General features: G+C 37.2%; 12 protein-coding genes and 1 pseudogene. 5 read left to right on the top strand and 8 right to left on the bottom strand.

Features of this window, described 5'->3' with window-relative positions; translation table 11 throughout:
• Positions 1-38 precede the first annotated feature (38 nt).
• A protein-coding gene (locus tag L656_RS0113970; RefSeq protein WP_139016066.1) for an IS3 family transposase occupies positions 39-1,585 on the bottom strand; the annotation gives its coding sequence in 2 pieces (ribosomal slippage) (positions 39-1,126 and positions 1,126-1,585; 1,548 coding nt in all).
• A gap of 21 nt (positions 1,586-1,606) precedes the next feature.
• On the bottom strand, positions 1,607-1,879 hold the full coding sequence (locus L656_RS0113960; protein WP_024599667.1) for a hypothetical protein: 273 nt from the start codon (positions 1,877-1,879) through the stop codon (positions 1,607-1,609).
• A 582-nt stretch (positions 1,880-2,461) separates the two neighbouring features.
• Between L656_RS0113960 and L656_RS0113955 the strand changes: the two genes are divergently transcribed.
• Complete coding sequence (locus tag L656_RS0113955; protein WP_010554775.1) at positions 2,462-4,330, top strand: hypothetical protein; 1,869 nt, start codon at positions 2,462-2,464, stop codon at positions 4,328-4,330.
• Positions 4,331-4,684: 354 nt separating this feature from the next.
• On the opposite strand, the gene greB is transcribed toward L656_RS0113955, so the two are convergent.
• Genes greB through gmtY form a run of 4 tightly spaced genes read right to left on the bottom strand, consistent with a single transcriptional unit; the run spans position 4,685 to position 11,908 of the window.
• Positions 4,685-5,155, bottom strand: a complete 471-nt coding sequence (gene greB, locus L656_RS0113950) for a transcription elongation factor GreB (RefSeq protein ID WP_013466105.1) — start codon at positions 5,153-5,155, stop codon at positions 4,685-4,687.
• 21 nt (positions 5,156-5,176) lie between these two features.
• Entirely contained in the window at positions 5,177-5,800 is a 624-nt protein-coding gene (gene gmtX / locus L656_RS0113945; RefSeq protein WP_013466106.1) for a gamma-mobile-trio protein GmtX, read from the bottom strand.
• Position 5,801: 1 nt separating this feature from the next.
• On the bottom strand, positions 5,802-10,607 hold the full coding sequence (gene gmtZ / locus L656_RS0113940) for a gamma-mobile-trio integrase GmtZ (protein WP_024599666.1): 4,806 nt from the start codon (positions 10,605-10,607) through the stop codon (positions 5,802-5,804).
• Positions 10,604-11,908, bottom strand: a complete 1,305-nt coding sequence (gene gmtY / locus L656_RS0113935; RefSeq protein ID WP_016900090.1) for a gamma-mobile-trio recombinase GmtY — start codon at positions 11,906-11,908, stop codon at positions 10,604-10,606. The genes gmtZ and gmtY overlap by 4 nt, the downstream gene beginning before the upstream one ends.
• A 138-nt stretch (positions 11,909-12,046) precedes the next feature.
• Between gmtY and L656_RS01000000122305 the strand changes: the two are divergent.
• The 4 genes and pseudogenes from L656_RS01000000122305 to L656_RS0113915 form a co-directional block, all read left to right on the top strand.
• A pseudogene (locus L656_RS01000000122305) lies at positions 12,047-12,385 on the top strand (GreA/GreB family elongation factor); the annotation flags it as partial.
• Between the two features lie 116 nt (positions 12,386-12,501).
• Entirely contained in the window at positions 12,502-12,813 is a 312-nt protein-coding gene (locus L656_RS0113925) for a hypothetical protein (RefSeq protein WP_024599664.1), read from the top strand.
• Between the two features lie 50 nt (positions 12,814-12,863).
• Positions 12,864-13,445 (top strand): CBS domain-containing protein, encoded by a 582-nt coding sequence (locus L656_RS0113920; protein ID WP_024599663.1) that lies wholly within the window; start codon positions 12,864-12,866, stop codon positions 13,443-13,445.
• Positions 13,446-13,613: 168 nt separating this feature from the next.
• Positions 13,614-15,941 carry a Tex family protein gene (locus L656_RS0113915; protein WP_024599662.1) on the top strand — a complete coding sequence of 776 codons (2,328 nt, stop codon included), beginning with the start codon at positions 13,614-13,616 and terminating at the stop codon, positions 15,939-15,941.
• Positions 15,942-16,011: 70 nt separating this feature from the next.
• Here L656_RS0113915 and L656_RS0113910 read toward each other — a convergent pair whose 3' ends face one another.
• On the bottom strand, positions 16,012-16,875 hold the full coding sequence (locus tag L656_RS0113910; RefSeq protein ID WP_024599661.1) for a putative metalloprotease CJM1_0395 family protein: 864 nt from the start codon (positions 16,873-16,875) through the stop codon (positions 16,012-16,014).
• A gap of 5 nt (positions 16,876-16,880) precedes the next feature.
• On the bottom strand, positions 16,881-17,189 hold the full coding sequence (locus L656_RS0113905) for a hypothetical protein (RefSeq protein WP_024599660.1): 309 nt from the start codon (positions 17,187-17,189) through the stop codon (positions 16,881-16,883).
• Between the last annotated feature and the right edge of the window lie 64 nt (positions 17,190-17,253).

Below are 17,253 nucleotides of genomic sequence, written 5' to 3'. Positions count from 1 at the left end.
CGGAGTTTTTCAAGTTAGTTGTCGCATCAAATTAAATTTTATGCCGCCCGCATTGCTTCTTTTTTCTCTGGATTTAAATTTACTTCATTGATCATCGTCCAATCTCGAGACTTTCCTGACCAACGACTTGGATTCTGTAATTTCGCCATCCCATTTACCTGATGACGTTTCGCTAGTATCGCTTTATCTAATCCTAAATGACGCTGGTTTGGCGTGACAAATTTAATACCGCTGTGCAAGTGCTCATCGTTGTACCAATCAACAAATCCGCTAACCCACTTTCTTGCGCTACCCATGCTTTCAAAGGCTTTCTCAGGGTATTCCGGGCGATACTTTAACGTCTTAAATAGCGATTCAGAATAAGGATTATCATTACTCACAGACGGTCGGCTAAATGAAGGAACAATACCTAACTCCTGCAATGTCGCTAATAACGTTGCCCCTTTCATTGGACTGCCATTATCCGAGTGCAGCGTGACTTGCTCAGGCTTTACCTGCTCTCGCCTGCAAATATCTACCATTAAATCAGCCGCCAGTGTGCTTAGTTGTGTGTCATGAACCTGCCAACCAACTATTTTTCGACTATAAATATCCATCACTAAATATAAGTATAAAAACTGACCTTTAACAGCTGTTGGCAAATACGTGATATCCCATGTATAAATTTCGTTTACACGTGTTGCCCTGAGTGCTTTTGGCTTTTTTATCTTTTTATTTGGTTTAACTTTTTCTCTGTGTGTTAATAATTTATGCGATTTCATAACGCGATAAAACGAGCTTTCTGATGCTATCCACACATCTTTATCCAATAGTTTAGGGACTATCTTGCTGGGTGGTAAATGCCCATATTCTATTGAATTAACCGTCTTAATTATACGCTGTTGCTCTAATTCAGTTAGCCTGTTAGGTGGTCGCTTTATCGTACTTGTTCGCTTATCTGTCATATCATCAGCTTCAATCCAGCGTTGAATTGTTCTTGCCGTTAGACCAAGTAACTCACATGCTTTTTCTTGCCTTGCCCCTGATTTCTGCGCGTCGGTAATGAGCTTTATCAATTCATGACGCTCAGTTGAGCTGGTTAATCGTCCTCGTTGAAACCCCAAAGCGCATCTGCTTTTTTTTTGAGTACGAGTAAGGCGGCTGTTTCTGCTAACGCTTTGTCTTTACGATTAAGCTCTTTTTGAAGCTGCTTAATTTCTTGTTTGAGCTGTTTACTGTCTGATTTTACGGGCTTCGTTGAAGGCCCTTTAGCAAAATCTTGCTTCCATTGTTTAATATGATGCGGGTAAAGCCCCTTAGCACGGCAATATTCATTAAGAGCTGCTTCATCTAAACTCGCACATTCAATAATGGCGTTAAGCCTTTCTTCTAAGCTCCAGTCATGAGGGCGTTTTTCTGTTGTCATGTGACTACCATTATTTTTAGTTTCAAGTTCATGGTTTTTAGCAAGCGCGATCCATCGTTGCAAGGTTGAATAACCGATGCCTAAATCTAGCGCAATATCTTCTAGGCGAACATCATCACATTGAGATAATGCTTTTTCAACAGCGTGAACTTTAAATTCTTGTGTAAATCGACGTCTCATTTTATCTGCCTCTATTAAAAGTTAGAGGCGACAACTATCCTGACACAGGGGGCTATGCTCTTGATAGATTCTCCCGTTGATAATTCGCATTTCTTCATACCACAAAAAGAGAACAATGACTTTTTTATCATCACGAACAAAAGACCAATTATAGCAATATTTTGGATTTGACGACGGGCTACGCTCTTTATTGGTAAGTGATTCACTCCAATCAGCCATATCAAACTCTAATGCGGTTAAAATATCATAAACACGCTGCTTCCCAGATGGCCTAAGTTCACTGAGCTGTATCATAAAGTTTCTTCTTTTATAATATTCATAAGGTCTCCAACAGATACTATTGACTTACAGGATTGTAGTGGTCAACTAACTATCGTTTAGCATACAGCAATACCATCATGTGGTTAAATTTTTGACCATGAAAAGGTAACCTCACAAATTCATAGCATCTTGAGGGTAAATTTAAACTGTAAAGCTAAAATAGACACTTAGTTCAATTCAATAAACCAATACTGCCCAAGTGAATTTACTATTCAGGCTAAAAGCCAAAAGGGTAAAATTTTGACTTAATGCATCATAATTCTTGACTGGCCGGTTTTCGCTCACAGCAGGCTTCAGGAACGTGCCATGAGCGGTCATTGGTACTAACTCGTTTATACCTCATTGTGAGTTTCGACATTTTTCTACTAGCTACTCCTCAGCATCAATTGACTTACTTTTCCTTATGCAACACAGTGTACTGGAGGAGGTGAAGCATCAATTTCCTCTGGTTCAACTAACTATATGATTCGTAAGTATATCTCCCTAACAGTATTCATAGTAAAGATTACAATTAACAAATCATATCTCAAGTGTTTAACAAAAGTTTATTGAAATATGAAAATTATTAAAGAATATATACAGTCAGATGGTAAAAAACTAAGACTTAGCGAAGAGGCTGTCACGCATGTCTATGAAGGTAACTTTGTAGTAAGAACTCAGCAAGGTGATGACAATATGACTGTGCTGAGAGGTGGTTTACATTCCTGTAGCGGATGGAACACCTTTAGAAATAATTATAACAAAGAACTTTCTCACTTACACTTTTTCAACAGTAACATTCACAAATACTGGTATTACGCTAGAGAGCTTAGCAATGGAGTTATCACGTTAAGGCTACCCAGAGACTTATTTTCGGGTAAAGCAGCTAAAATAACAATGTATCCAGACGATTATTATAAATCTGGCTACCTATGGAAAACTCTTTTCCCTAAGCATTTTGATAGAAATGCTGTCATCGAGGCAATTGATGAGGCATTAGAGAATGAAGATATAACTCAACGAAGTAATGGTCAGATCATAGGTTACATCAATAATGATGAACCAATGAAAACTATGAAAATAGTTATTCAGTTCAAAGGAACGGAAATTAAATCAGCCTTCCCTGCATGGACTCAACCAAATAGTGGTAACGTGGGAAAACCTTTCTCTCACTATGATAATATAGGATTTATAATATCTCAGTCCACTGAGTATTTTGAAGATAATTATGATTTACAAAACGAAATGAAAATTTCAGTTTTCGGAGAGAAAATTTCTCCTGATTATCTTCCAGATTACACACCAATGATTTTTAAAAGACGAACAAAAATAAATGAAAAAATCAAAGCTGGTGAGTGGATTAAGTCTAGAAGGAAAGAGCTTTCATCGATGAGGTTAGATGATAAAGATAATGATAGACTATACGAGTATATTAATGACCACACTATATTAAAATATTATCCAGAAATAACATCTGGTGCATATTCAACCGCGCTGGATTTAATTTTCGGAGACGAGAGCTTTCACAACTCTTTTCAAATAGTACAAAATATAGTCGATGGTATGTATTATCTTCTTTGTAGCAATCAGAAAGAAAGACTAATTAAAACCATTTGTAATGTGCTTGATAACATGGTGACGCACACCAACTTTGATCAATTGCTAAAAAAGAAAATTATGTCTACAGTCATTTTGATTGTCACTTATCTAAACGACTCAGAGCTATCTTACAAATTCATTCTAACACTTTCAACATCACCGATTAGACGTGAAGCATATCTTGAATATAACTTAAATTCTATAAACAAAAAGAAACTGCAAGTTCCTACAGAAACATACCCAGTAGAATTGGACTTTATAGATAACCCTAACCTAGACTTCCAACTAGAATATAAGGATTTTATTGAATTTCTTAAAGAACTTTATAGTGAAACATATACTTTAAATTTTGACGAGGAAATGCTAAATAACTTACTAAATGACGTAATTGACAATCAAGAGAAGAACTACAAATTTTTAATAAGTGATGCATTAAAATACTTCAGTAAGGAAGATTTCTTATCATTGTCATATCATTTTGATAAAATATTAAACTCTGCTCAAAAATATGAGCTTGGCGATTCATCTAAATTAATTGAAAGTTGTGGGTTGATATTAAGAGATTATTGTAGGATTCAATTTGCACATAGGCAAAGAATTAATGCAAGATACCTAAAATACAATGATTATGTTTCTGTTATATCTATTGATTATATAGATCATAACTTACTTTATGGAAAAATCCTCAAGCATGAGCGCATATCAAATCATTTGAACCTAACTAGATTTACAGATGGTATGTTAAAATTTGCTCTAAAAACAGAAGACAAAAATTTCGAAACGGATATTCATAACTTCAAGGCTCGTATAGGTAAAGAAAAACCACCTTTGCCAGAGATTATGTAGCTTATTCATATCGGGCAATACAACTAATTGAGCATAATAAAATTAAACAGCACAGGCTTTGTGCTGTTTCTTGAGGTTATGAATCATCTGATCTAAATCTTTAACTTAGTGAATTAATTGGGGGCAGTTCATACCTTTTGCCGAGCGGATTTTGCCATACTTGAATTAATCTATCTTTTGCTAATTTAGAAAAGTCGTTGACTCATTCTGTCCAAAAACGAGTTTTTCCTGACCGTCCGCTATTCGCTCAAAGCAGACTAACAGCTATATTCCAGAGGAGATTTTGATGACTAAAGTTCAGCGGTAATGCAGGAATATAAGCACTCTCTTTATAGCATAAGCTGCACTAGCTCTTTACTTATACTCAATTTTATTAATAAACCACTCTTTTACCCCAACTGGCGTTTTCACTTGAAACTCATCATCAACTTCCTTTTTTAGCATCGCTCTGGCCATAGGAGAGTCAATAGAAATGTAATCGTTACGACCATAGATCTCATCAGGGCCAACTATGCGAAAAGCTTTTGTTTCACCATCATCATTTTCAATCTCTACCCATGCCCCAAAGAAAACCTTGCCGGCTTGCTGAGGAGAGTAGTCAATAACTTTGACGGCTTCGATGCGCTTTCTAAGGAACCTAATTCGAGAATCTATCTGTCTAAGTAATCTTTTATTTTCTTTATAATCGGCATTATCTGAACGATCGCCAAGGCTAGCAGCCCAAGCTACTTTTTTTGTTATTTCAGGTCTGTAGTCGCGCCAAAGATAATTAAGCTCTTTATTTAGCTTGTCTAATCCTTCACGCGTTATTAGATCGGTATACAATTAGTTTGCCCCATCCCACTATTACAAATACTGCAATGCTTTTTTAACAGCATCTAAAGTTGCAACCGGGAGAAAATTATCTTTATCATTACTTGATAATATACTACCGTTTGGCCCCACTTCCAAACCTGCTCGGCGCATAAACTCTTTAGATATGAGGTATTCAAGAGCTTCTCTTTCTAAGTCAGTCAATTTTAAGTTTGGTGACGAAGACGACCCACCGTCATAAAATTCTATGACTTGATCAATCGGTACGATCTCCTTTACTAATTTTTCAGCTGCTAATTTTTGAGAGTAGAGAATGTTAGCTTGCAGCCTAACTACAGGGTCTTTTAATTTTTCTATCCAAGTGAAGCTTTTTCCTTTATTTAAACTAATAGTTGACTTATCAGGTTGTAAGCTTGAGTTTGCAAAACTCGCTATCAAGGTTCGGTATGGTTCTCCTGTCTTGTTACGTATACTTTGAGCTGCTGGAACACCACGACCTTTGCCAAGACGTGCAATAATAGAGTAACCAAATTCATTTAAGCCGCGTTCTTTTTGTTCTGTACAGACTTGAAAAATTGCATCTAATGAGCTTTGGACACGTGAAGATGTTTGCTTTTTAAGTTGTTCATGTACTGTTTTAGGCGATAATTCAGTCATGTTAATCTACCTGTTTTAGTGGTGTTGAACTTGCGAATAATGATTTAATATCCATCAAGGTCAACCTTTCTTTTTCTAAAAAGTCGTTTAAAGCTAAAGTACCGTTTATTAGCTTATCAAGCTTCTCCCAGCTTTGAAGTCTTGACAGCATAAGCTGTGTCATTTGGTTGCCAACCGCAAGCTGCTGCTTCTCTGTTAGAAAGATAAATTGAGGATTCATTCCATTGTTCAGCAACATCCTATCAAGAGCCTGGCTTCTCCGTGTAACTGCTAGTTCATCACTACAGCTATGATAAAGTTCAGCATTCTCACATACTTCTGAAAGTTGCTGAAAACTGCTAACATCATCGAGTTCAAAGCTAATTTCAAACTCATTAGGTACTATTAGCTGAAGCTTTGAATCCCCTTGTTGCTTATCGTTATTTATTACCTTTTGACAATTAGTCAGGTGCTTATGAAGCGAGTTCATATCAGCCATATATAAATCTAACTTTTTAGCTCTAGTTTCAATTTCCGAATTTAATTTGCGTCTGAGAGCTTGAAGTTGTTGCTTTTCATCTTCTAATTGCTGATTTTTTTGTTTATACAACTCATGTGAAATAACATCTACTCTACTAGCTGCATTATTTAGCTCTTCTTCTAAGCTTGTAAAGCGATATGATTGAGTGTTAACGGCTAGACTAACCTCATTAAAAAGTGCTGAAAGACCCATCATAAAAGCTGGACCTGTGACAAAAAACCTGCATTGAATACAATTTTGTTCACCTAGGTAACCTGCATTCACAGGGTGATATATATTTGCCTTTGTCGCAACTGCATCACCGCCTTCTCTACAGAACGCACCGCCAACAGGGCAGATTCCAAAGTCTTTAAACAGATAGCTAGAAGCAGGTCTACTATTGTTTAAAGTCTGCAGAAATTCAGGGTTGTTTCCAAGTAATTGCTTTTTACATTCTTCAATTCGTTGGGATTCAATAAAGCTTTTTAAAGTATCCGACCCATTGCTTAAGGCTTGTTTCTCACCAAGTTTCAGTTTTTCGCGAATATTAGCTCCCGTTTTATCACTTTTTAAGTAGTAAATCGACATCACAACAGATGAGTGGCCAACTAGCTTCATGATGACTTCGAGTGGCATACCAAACTCATAAACGTATGCATTAATTAAACTCACACGCATAGAGTGAGGAGTATATTCAGATTTAAATAAGCTAAGAGCAATGCCCTCTTGCTGCTCAAGTTGAAGATGACATTCTTTGAAACTTTTTCCAGCATAAGTTGCAGAAGTGAGTTGGTCTTTCGAAGCAAAAAATAGTGCTGCTGCAAGGCGGCTTGCTAAACGAGAGCCAAACAAACCAGGCTCTTCATTTTGATAACCTCTGAACAAAAAACAATTAATCCCTTTTTGTTTTCTCTGTACCTCATTTAAATTAGTTCGCCTACAATCAAACCACTTTGTTGGTTTTGAAATGGGGTTATACTTTTCTTGCCACTTTCTCAACTTAATGAGCCAATAAGCTAATTCGATTGGCATAAATGCTATGGTATAACCTTCACCACTAAAGTGAGTTTTATTCGAAGTATAATGGACACCAAAGTCATTATCTTTGGTTTTGTTTATCATACCTTGTTGTTTTGTTAGACCCGTTAACTTATTCCGATTTGGTTTCCAGATAATTGATCCATTTTTTATATCCGGCACTTCTGCATCTGCCTCACCCGAGTCACAATAAACAATTTGTCTTCCTCTTGCAGGTAACTGCATTAATGCATATGTATAAGTCCAGTATATTGGCAGCCAAAGGAATGTTTTATCTCCTTCCTGCCTGATAATACAATCAGGATCTGTAGTGTCAATAAGGGATAGGTCATTGATTTGAATCCAATCTGCTGAGGTTCTGTGGAGGTGTTTGAGATCTGAATAGTTAGTCTTATTTTGAATCTCATTAGGAGGAAATATCCACTCTCTAGCACTTTTTACAAACTGATAAGGCAAAGCTAATTTATTTGTTTCATTGAGTAAAACTGGTGCTATTTCATCATCAAAGTTAATTCGGGCAAAGGGGTTTCTTGCTCCTTTAATTCTAGAAATTTCTCCCGTTTCAGGGTCTTCAACAGTTAAAAAGTTAACAATAGTCCAATTTAAAAACTCATTAACTGAAAATAACCACTTTTTCTTACGTAAAACAGATTCCTCTTCAAATAAATCTAACATTGGTTGTATATTAGTTTTTTCTCTTATAAGGAATTCTAAAGGGGATACTTCATAATTGTTAGGTTCAATATATTCACGAACAAACTCACATAAATCTTTGACCTTTGTATCACCAGCTTTAGCAGATTTCAAAAATTCAACTATGAAATCTGCCCAAAATTTCCATTTTGGATCAAAATATTTAATTTGATATGGTCTATTTGTTCCAAGAAAATTATATGCGTTTGTCCAGCCACATGTTTTATAAGTCTCTTCTGGCGACGAAGGAATTCGCGGATCATGTAGTTTGGTGCGCATATCTTTATAATCTTTTAAAGTCTTACATTTATATTTTAATACTATTAAACGTAGTTCTTCATATGAATATGGCCGGGGGATATTTAATAAATCATACCAATCAACCCAATCTTCAAACTTTTTATCTGGCTTGGAAGGTAATTGTTTATATTTTTTTTGTACCTCCCGATACTGCTTCGAGTTACTAATATTAAGTATTTTGCATGCTTTTTTGAGTATTTCTAAGTTATCAACGATTTCAGGTAAGACAAAATCTTTCCAATTTGTCCAACTAGCAGAGTAATAGCTGTCAGGATTCTTAGGTAAGTACAAATCAGCTAAAGGACAGTTTTTATAATCGGCAAAACTAATAATATTTAAAGTTTGGATAATTTTCTTAGCATCTTCATAAGACTTAAAACTTTTCTTTTTCAATCCAAGAAACTCTATCCAATTTATCCAATCATCTGCGTATAAAGCAAAAGGTTTTACAGCTAAACGTGGATCTTCTTTATATCTGGCCTTGTATTCTAGCAAAGAGGATACTTTTAGTGCTTTCGCTGCATTATGAGCTTCTGTATAAGTGGGATAAAACTTGCTCGCTACTTTAAGAAAGTCTTGCCAAGACTCCCATCTATGGGTATAGATTTGTCGTGGAACTGATGGTAACTTCAAGTCTTTTTTATAGTTTTCTCGATATTCAGCAGCTGTTTTGATACCTAATTTAATAGCTGACTGCTGTGCCTCGTCATAGCTATGAAATTTAGGCGATTTTCCTAGAAAAGTATGCCAATTAATCCATTCTTTGCAATATTTTCCATCGGGCTTTGCTGGTAAGTTAGGATCTAAGTGATATTTACTTTTGTACTCTTTCAGGGAAGTGATATTCATTGCCTGCGTGGCTTGCATAGCTTCAATAAGAGTTAAATATTTTTCTTTCTTTGGAGTATTTAAAAAAATTTTCCAGCCAAGCCAGTCTTTTAAGTAAACTTGGTCTGGACAAGATGGGAGTTTTGGATCATCTAAACGTTTTTGTTTGTATTGAACTAATGTGGTGGCCCCTAGTTTTTTTACAGCAACTTTAGCTTCCTCATATGTCAGATAAAACTGTATAAGCTTTTTACCTAAAAAATCCCCCCAGTTTATCCAGTCTTCTTCATATACATTATCTGGTTGTGATGGTAGTTGAAAATCTTCTTTAAAACGTTTCTTATATTCGACGCTAGATTTAATTCCTAATGCTTGAGTGGCGCTCTTAGCATCTGCGTAAGAAGTATAAAATTTGTAAGTCTTATTTAAAAAGTGGGGCCAACCACGCCAACTTTTGGCATACTTTTTATTAGGCATACTAGGAAGCATTGGATCGTTGTGATAGTTCTCACGGTATTCAGTTACCGAAGTTATACCTAGTTTTAGAGCAGCTTTTTGAGCAAGCTCATAGCTCTCATAAAATTTTATATCTTTTCCTAGAAAACTAAACCAGCCAGGCCATTCATCTTTATATTTTCTAGTTGGTTTCGCTGGTAGCCTGGGGTCTTCTTTATAGCGTTTAACATATTCACTACTAGATTGAATCCCTAAAGATATAACTGCTTTTTTTGCAGAGCTTAAATCAAAGTAGGATTCATCAAATGTATTTAAAAAATGCTGCCAACCCTCCCACTCTTTAAAAAACACCTTGTCAGGGGAGAAAGGTAGTAGGGGATCATTCCTACGACACGAAATGTAGGCTTTTTGGGTCTTAATTCCAAGATCTATAACAGCTTTTTGAGCTAAGCTATACGAAGTATATACTTCTTTTTCCTTACCTAAAAAAGATTTCCACCCTTTCCATTCGCTTGAATAAGTTATTCCTGGGACCGATGGCAACTGTGGGTCTTGTTTATATTGTGCCATATATTGAGTACTTGTCGTGATACCCAATACACTCACTGCTTTTTCCGCGAGATCAATAGAGCTATAAAAGTTTTGATTAGTATCAAAAAAATCTCTCCAACCTTTCCAGTCATCTTCATAGTAAATATTTGGTGCACTAATTAGTAAAGGGTCTGATTTATATTGCCTCTTATACTCTCGCCTTGTAGTAACGCCTAGTGCTTGTATTGCTTTTTTAGCATCAGATAATGTAGCGTAAAATTCTTTTTTTGTGCCAAGAAAGCTCTCCCAACCTTCCCATTCATTTTTATAGATTTTATTGGGCGTATTAAATAGCAGCGGATCTTCTTTATATCTTAGTTTATATTCTTTGGAGGTTTTTACACCAAGCAATTGTGCATGTTTTTTGGCTAGTGCGTATTCTGGATAAAAGTACTTTTTCATATATCATTCTTTCTCATTATATTACGAATATCGGTATCATTAGGTTTCAAATAAACCAAACAACTGAAATTACTTTTATGGTGCATAGCTTTTTGTATCTCTAGCTGATTGAAGCCTGCTTGGTTTAAACTATATCCATAAGAATGCCGATGAGAATGTGGGCTAGTACCGAAGCACTTTCCAGCATCAAGTCCAATTCGCTCGACTCCACGTTTGTACTTTTGGATAAAGTTCTTTTTAGATTCAGGGTCTCCATTTGAGTTAGTGAAAAGGTATGGATGATTTCCAGTAATTCTTACTGCTAGATATTGTTCCAGTAACCAAGCCAGTTCTTTAGCCTTGTTATTTGGAAATATCATGACATCGAAAGAAAGATTTTTATTCGTTAATAGAGGCTGCTTCCATCCTGAATAAAGCCTATGAGAGCGTTGATATTCATTGCGTGGTTTTTGTCGAAAGCGAGTATTTAGATACTCGCGTCGATTGGAGAAACCTAGCTCTGGACTAGCTCCATCGCTTGGGTGAAAAACAGAAAAAATTGCCGTACTATTTTTAACATCAATAGTAATATCTCGAATATATATGTGAAAGCATTCAGATAATCTTAGTCCACCATAATGCATTAACATAACTATTAAGACGCAGCCAAAATCAACTTCTCGTGTTCGATGATTAAGAAACCCATACTTCAAGAAGCGCTGAAAGTGCTCTTCTGGAAATCGATTTACAGACTCAATAGATAGTAAATGATTCATTGGCCCTTGAATGCTTCGTATCATTTCGAATCTATTTTTAGATGGGTTACTCAGATGATTTAAAAAGCAATTCGATTCACGTTTATAATAAGCACACCAGCGCATTCGTTCTTCAGCTCTAGTAGCTTTTCTTAATGGGTTTAGGTTAGGAAGATCATATCCATAGATTTCATCAAGATAGTCACAATAACAATTAATATGACTCAATAACACATTAACATCTTCAACCTTTCGCGGGGACCAATACAAATTCGAGGGATCATTCTGAGAATCATCTATTGAGCCAAAGCAAAGAACGTCAACAAACGAACGTAATAGCTCAGTTGCTGATGTGAATGTACTTGAATGAGCATTCATAAACTTAAGCAGTTGCTCAACCGCAAACACATTTCGTTCAAGCCAAGACTGAGATTTATTACGTTTTGTATAAAGAAATCTAAGATGTGAAACTAATATACCTTTATCTGTTATGAGTACTGGCAAGCTAACAGCCAAGACAGATTGATTTGCTTTATAATCGACACGCCGTTTTAGAATATAAGCCAAAATACTAATCCAATAAGTTGTACTATTAAGTATATAGTTAGTGACACTAAGATAACTAGGTTTAGAGTATTTATATTGATTTAGCAAATTATATTACTTACTTAATGATAATTAGTATGCGAAACACAGTAGTACTAATATCAATATAACAAGCGTTTGCTACGCCAAATTGACCGTCGGGTACGCTATTTACGCAAACGCATACCTGATTTAAAAATCATCGATTACTCTCCCGTGCAAGATGGAAAAGTGTTTTTTGGTGCGTGGGTCGAAATTGAAAACGAAGAAGGTGAAGTTAAAAAATTCAGAATTGTAGGTCCTGATGAAATTTACGACCGTAAAGATTACATATCAATAGACTCACCTATGGCGCGGGCGCTGATAAAAAAACAAGTGGACGACGATTTTGAAGTACCTACTCCTCAGGGTAAAAAGCAGTGGTATGTAAACAGTATCGATTACCAAAAAAAGAAATAAAAAGTTTTGATTCAGATCATGTTAACTTTTGATTGTGTAAATTAAAGCAATAAGCTATAACTGAATTATTCAAGTTGATTTGTTTAATTTGAAAGCAGTTAATTAAGGTCGTGGTTATGTCAAACATAGTACAGCGCATATTTAGTAATGCCGTATTGTTTGCACTTTTAATGAGTGTAAGTTTGACGCTGCATGCCAGCAACACTGACGTAAACCTTGATAACGCTAAACTATCTAATCACTTTATTGCTTGTGATATTCCTGACCAAGCAAACCTCGATTTTGACGTAGACTCTCACGTTAATACTATTACCTTTAGGTCGCTTCAACCACTTCCTAATGTCGTAGATTCTTTTTATAAGAGCACCAATCTAAACAGACCTTTTAGCACTGCATACCAACGCGGACCACCTAGCTATTTAATTTAATTCATTATTTTACAACTTAATTAAATTTTATAACTACTAAGGTGACTACTATGTCTAACTTTAAAGAATTGCGTACTCAGAATGTTTCTCACGGCGTTATAGCAAGCACATTTGCAGATGACCAACCATTGATTGATTTATCATCTCCAGCGCTAAAAATGGTAAATAACTTTACTCAAAAAACGCCTATTCGTGCAGAACATACAACAACGATTACAGATGCACTTAAACAAGTTAGTGCACAACAATCTGATTTTGTTTTAGTAACCGACGAGAACCAAAAATTAATTGGCCTAGTTTCTAGCGCCGATTTACAAAGCTCTAAAATTACTATTATTGCAGAGCGCTTAAATATGCAACGAAGCGAAGTAAGCTTGCGCGATATTATGACACCAGTTAACCGTCTTACAGGTGTAAGCATGCAAAGCTTAAGCTATGCATGCATTGGTGATGCGCTGCAAACGATGGAGCATCAGGGCACAATGTTTTTATTAGTTACAACAGCAAGTAGCGAAATTTGTGGTCTAATTTCAGCTCGCCAAATAGCTAAAACATTACATATTCCACTGCATATTAGCCCTATTGCTCACTCTTTCAGTGAAGTATTAGAAAACATTGAGCACCCTCACTAGGGCGCTCTTTTAGTTGAATTGATTTACTCCCTTCCCAACCATCTTAAAGCAAGTGAAATAGCTTGCTTTAAGAGCTTTTTATTACTACCTCCTGTGATATTATTCAAGCAATTAACGGCGCCAGTAACACGCTTCTGGTCTTATTTTATTGTATAAAAAGGTTTTTGCATGAGCGATATCTCTGCACGTTTAGCCGGTGAGTTAAACGCACAGCAGCAACAGGTTGTTGCAGCTACAAAATTACTTGATGAAGGCGCAACTGTTCCTTTTATTGCCCGCTACAGAAAAGAAGTTACCGGTGGCCTAGACGACACCCAATTACGCCTTTTAGAACAACGTCTATCGTACTTACGTGAACTAGAAGAACGCCGTAGTTTTATTTTATCGACCATCGAATCGCAAAATAAATTAACGCCAGAGCTAAGTGCCGATATAACTAATGCACAAAGTAAAACTGAACTTGAAGATTTATACCTACCTTATAAAGCTAAGCGCCGTACTAAAGGCCAAATAGCAATTGAAGCTGGTTTAGAGCCTCTTGCAGATGCACTATTTAAAGATGCTAACCTTGACCCAGAGCAACAAGCCGAGCAATTTGTAAGTGCTGAAAAAGGCTTTGCAGATACAAAAGCGGTACTTGAAGGCGCTAAATTTATCTTAATGGAGCGCTTTGCTGAAGACGCAAAATTACTTGCTAAATTTAGAAGTCACATAAGCCAAAACGGTGCAATTGAAAGCACCGTAATTAAAGGCCAAGAGCAAGCTGGTGCAAAATACCGTGATTACTTTGAGCATCAAGAACTTCTCAAAAAAGTACCTTCTCACCGTGCGCTTGCTATGCTTAGAGCCCGAAATGAAGGTGTACTTCAGTTAAATGTTAACCCAGAGCCTAGCGCTGAAAATTCAGCGCAACTATGTGCCAACATGATTGCGGAGCATTACCGTTTAGATATTAAATATAAAGCGGCAAGTCCTTGGTTATTAAATGTTGTGCAATGGGCGTGGAAAATTAAGTTAGGGTTGCACCTAGAGAATGAATTTTTTGCAGCAATGCGCGAAAAAGCAGAAGCTGGTGCAATCGACGTATTTGCCAAAAACTTAAAAGATTTATTAATGGCAGCACCTGCCGGCCCTCGTACTACTTTAGGTCTTGATCCAGGCCTTCGTACTGGCTGTAAGATTGCCGTTGTTGATAGCACAGGTAAATTACTAGCTACACAAACTATTTTCCCTCATGCTCCACAAAATCATTGGGATAAATCAGTGCGTACGTTAGAGCAACTTTGTCGTCAGCATAAAGTTGAGCTAATTGCGATTGGTAACGGTACTGCATCACGCGAATCAGATAAGTTGGTTGCTGAGCTTATGAAAGCAAACAGCGAACTTAAACTTAGTAAAATTATGGTTAGCGAAGCCGGCGCATCGGTTTACTCAGCTTCTGAATTTGCAGCTAATGAATTTCCAGATTTAGATGTTTCTATACGAGGGGCTGTCTCTATTGCGCGCCGCCTTCAAGATCCACTTGCTGAACTTGTTAAAATTGAGCCAAAATCAATTGGTGTTGGCCAATACCAACACGATGTATCGCAAAGCCAATTAGGCCAAAGCCTTATTTCAGTAGTTGAAGACTGTGTAAACTCAGTAGGTGTAGATTTAAACATGGCATCGGTACCGCTACTTACACGCGTATCTGGTTTGAACAAAACATTAGCGCAAAATATCGTTAATTATCGCGATGCTAACGGCACTTTTACTAAACGTAGTGAGCTTAAAAAGGTTGAGCGTTTAGGTCCAAAAGCATTTGAACAAGCGGCTGGGTTTTTACGTATTAACAATGGTAGCGATCCACTAGATAACTCATCAGTTCACCCTGAAGCTTATCCTGTTGTTAAACGTATTTGTGAACGCAATAGCGTAGATGTCAGTAATCTAATTGGTAACAGCGACTTTTTAACTAAACTTGCTGCTAACGATTACACTGACGAAAAATTTGGCTTACCAACCGTTACCGACATTATTACTGAGCTTGATAAACCAGGTCGCGATCCGCGTCCTGAATTTAAAACAGCTGAGTTTAAAGCTGGCGTTGAAAAAATTAGCGACCTAAAACCAGGTATGATTTTAGAAGGCGTGGTTTCAAACGTTGCTAACTTTGGTGCATTTGTTGATGTAGGTGTTCACCAAGATGGTTTAGTGCATATTTCAGCAATCACGAATAAATTTATATCAGACCCACGCGAAGTAGTAAAAGCGGGCGATATTGTAAAAGTGAAAGTAGTTGAAGTAGACGCTGCACGTAAACGCATAAGCTTTACTATGCGTTTAGATGACGATATTGATACAAGTAATAAGTCAGCAGCTCCAGCTACGCAAAAACCACAAGCACGTGCTAATAATCCACAACCTCGTGCTGCAAAGCCTAAACGTGACAACGGTAATGCGTTAATGGGTAATGCATTTGCCGATGCGTTCGCTAATGCTAAAGTGAAAAAATAATACTTGTACAGCTAAGCTAAAACGAAAAAAACCGCGTAAGCGGTTTTTTTGTGTTCATTTTGCGAAGTTATTAACTATACGCCGAAAAGCCACTTTCACTTTGTGGTGAACTCGTCATTTGATAAAAATTGGCAATGCGCCCAGCTCGAGCTTCCACATCGGCATCGCGAGATTGCTCTGTATTCGTGTCGCTTTCTGATTCTGCAGTGCTGGTTTCATTGGCTGAAAGCTTATTACTTTGCTCATCGTCTTCGTTTTGCTCTTCTTCTGGCATCGCAAGTTCAGCTTGAGCAGCTGCCATTTTTTGTGTTGCATCAGCTNCTGCTATTGATCTATCAGCTCCCGATGGTTCTGCAGGCGCTAATGCGGCAGCCCGCACGGTTTGCATCTTATCGATGGTGGCTTGCGGATCATTGGGGACTTCAGATACATCAATTTGTACCTCACCACTTACGGCATAGTTGGTGCCATCTGGACCGCGTTCATAACCATAGCTAGGCGATCCTGCATGTTGCCCGCCAACAGCAGCATGAGCTTGTTCGTGTACACGTACTTCTGTATCACGGGCTTTAAGTTCTTTAATTTGCTGTTGTTCTTGTTCGAGCTGTTGCTCTTCTTGCTCAGTTTCTTGTTGAGACGCTTCTTGTTCGGCATCTTGCTCGGCACTCTCTGAATTTTCTGAGTTGCCCTCACGCTGCTCAATTGCTTTATCGTCAGCTAGTTTACCGGTAGCATCATAAGTAGATACATCACTATTATTGCCTGGAAGTTTGGCTTTTTCAGCATCACTTTGCGCTTTGGTTTCTGTATTGCTTGCGCTACTAGATGCGGGAGCAGGAATAACTTCGCGTAGTTGGTTGTCACGCCGTGCAGTTTCCGTATAAACATTTGCTGTGTTTATATTGATAGACGGAAATGGCGTGACAATATTCATTATTACTAAACTTTAATATCGATTAACGTGCCAAGTACATCATCGGCCGTTTGAATTGATTGCGTGTTTGCCTTAGCATTAAACTCTTCAACTTTTAAGTTAACAAGCGCTTCATCAACACGAGCTGGTTGTGCTACTGGTGCAGTAACAGCTTCTTCAGGGCGTGCTGCGCTAAGCTGACGTTGCTGCGCTAATTGTGCATCATCTTGCTGTTCTATACTGGCACGGTTAATCTCAGCACTGGCTTTTTCAATACCTTGGCTAGCGCGATTAAACCCTTCTACACCACTGTTAAATACAGATCCGATTGGCATATTAAAATCTCCACCAAATAAACATTGTTTAATTATCGCTCAGGTTCTGCTCAAAATAAAGCTT

The sequence above is a fragment of the Pseudoalteromonas sp. TAE56 genome, from assembly GCF_000497955.1.
GTDB lineage: Bacteria > Pseudomonadota > Gammaproteobacteria > Enterobacterales > Alteromonadaceae > Pseudoalteromonas.
This window is presented reverse-complemented; position numbering and strand designations above follow the sequence as displayed.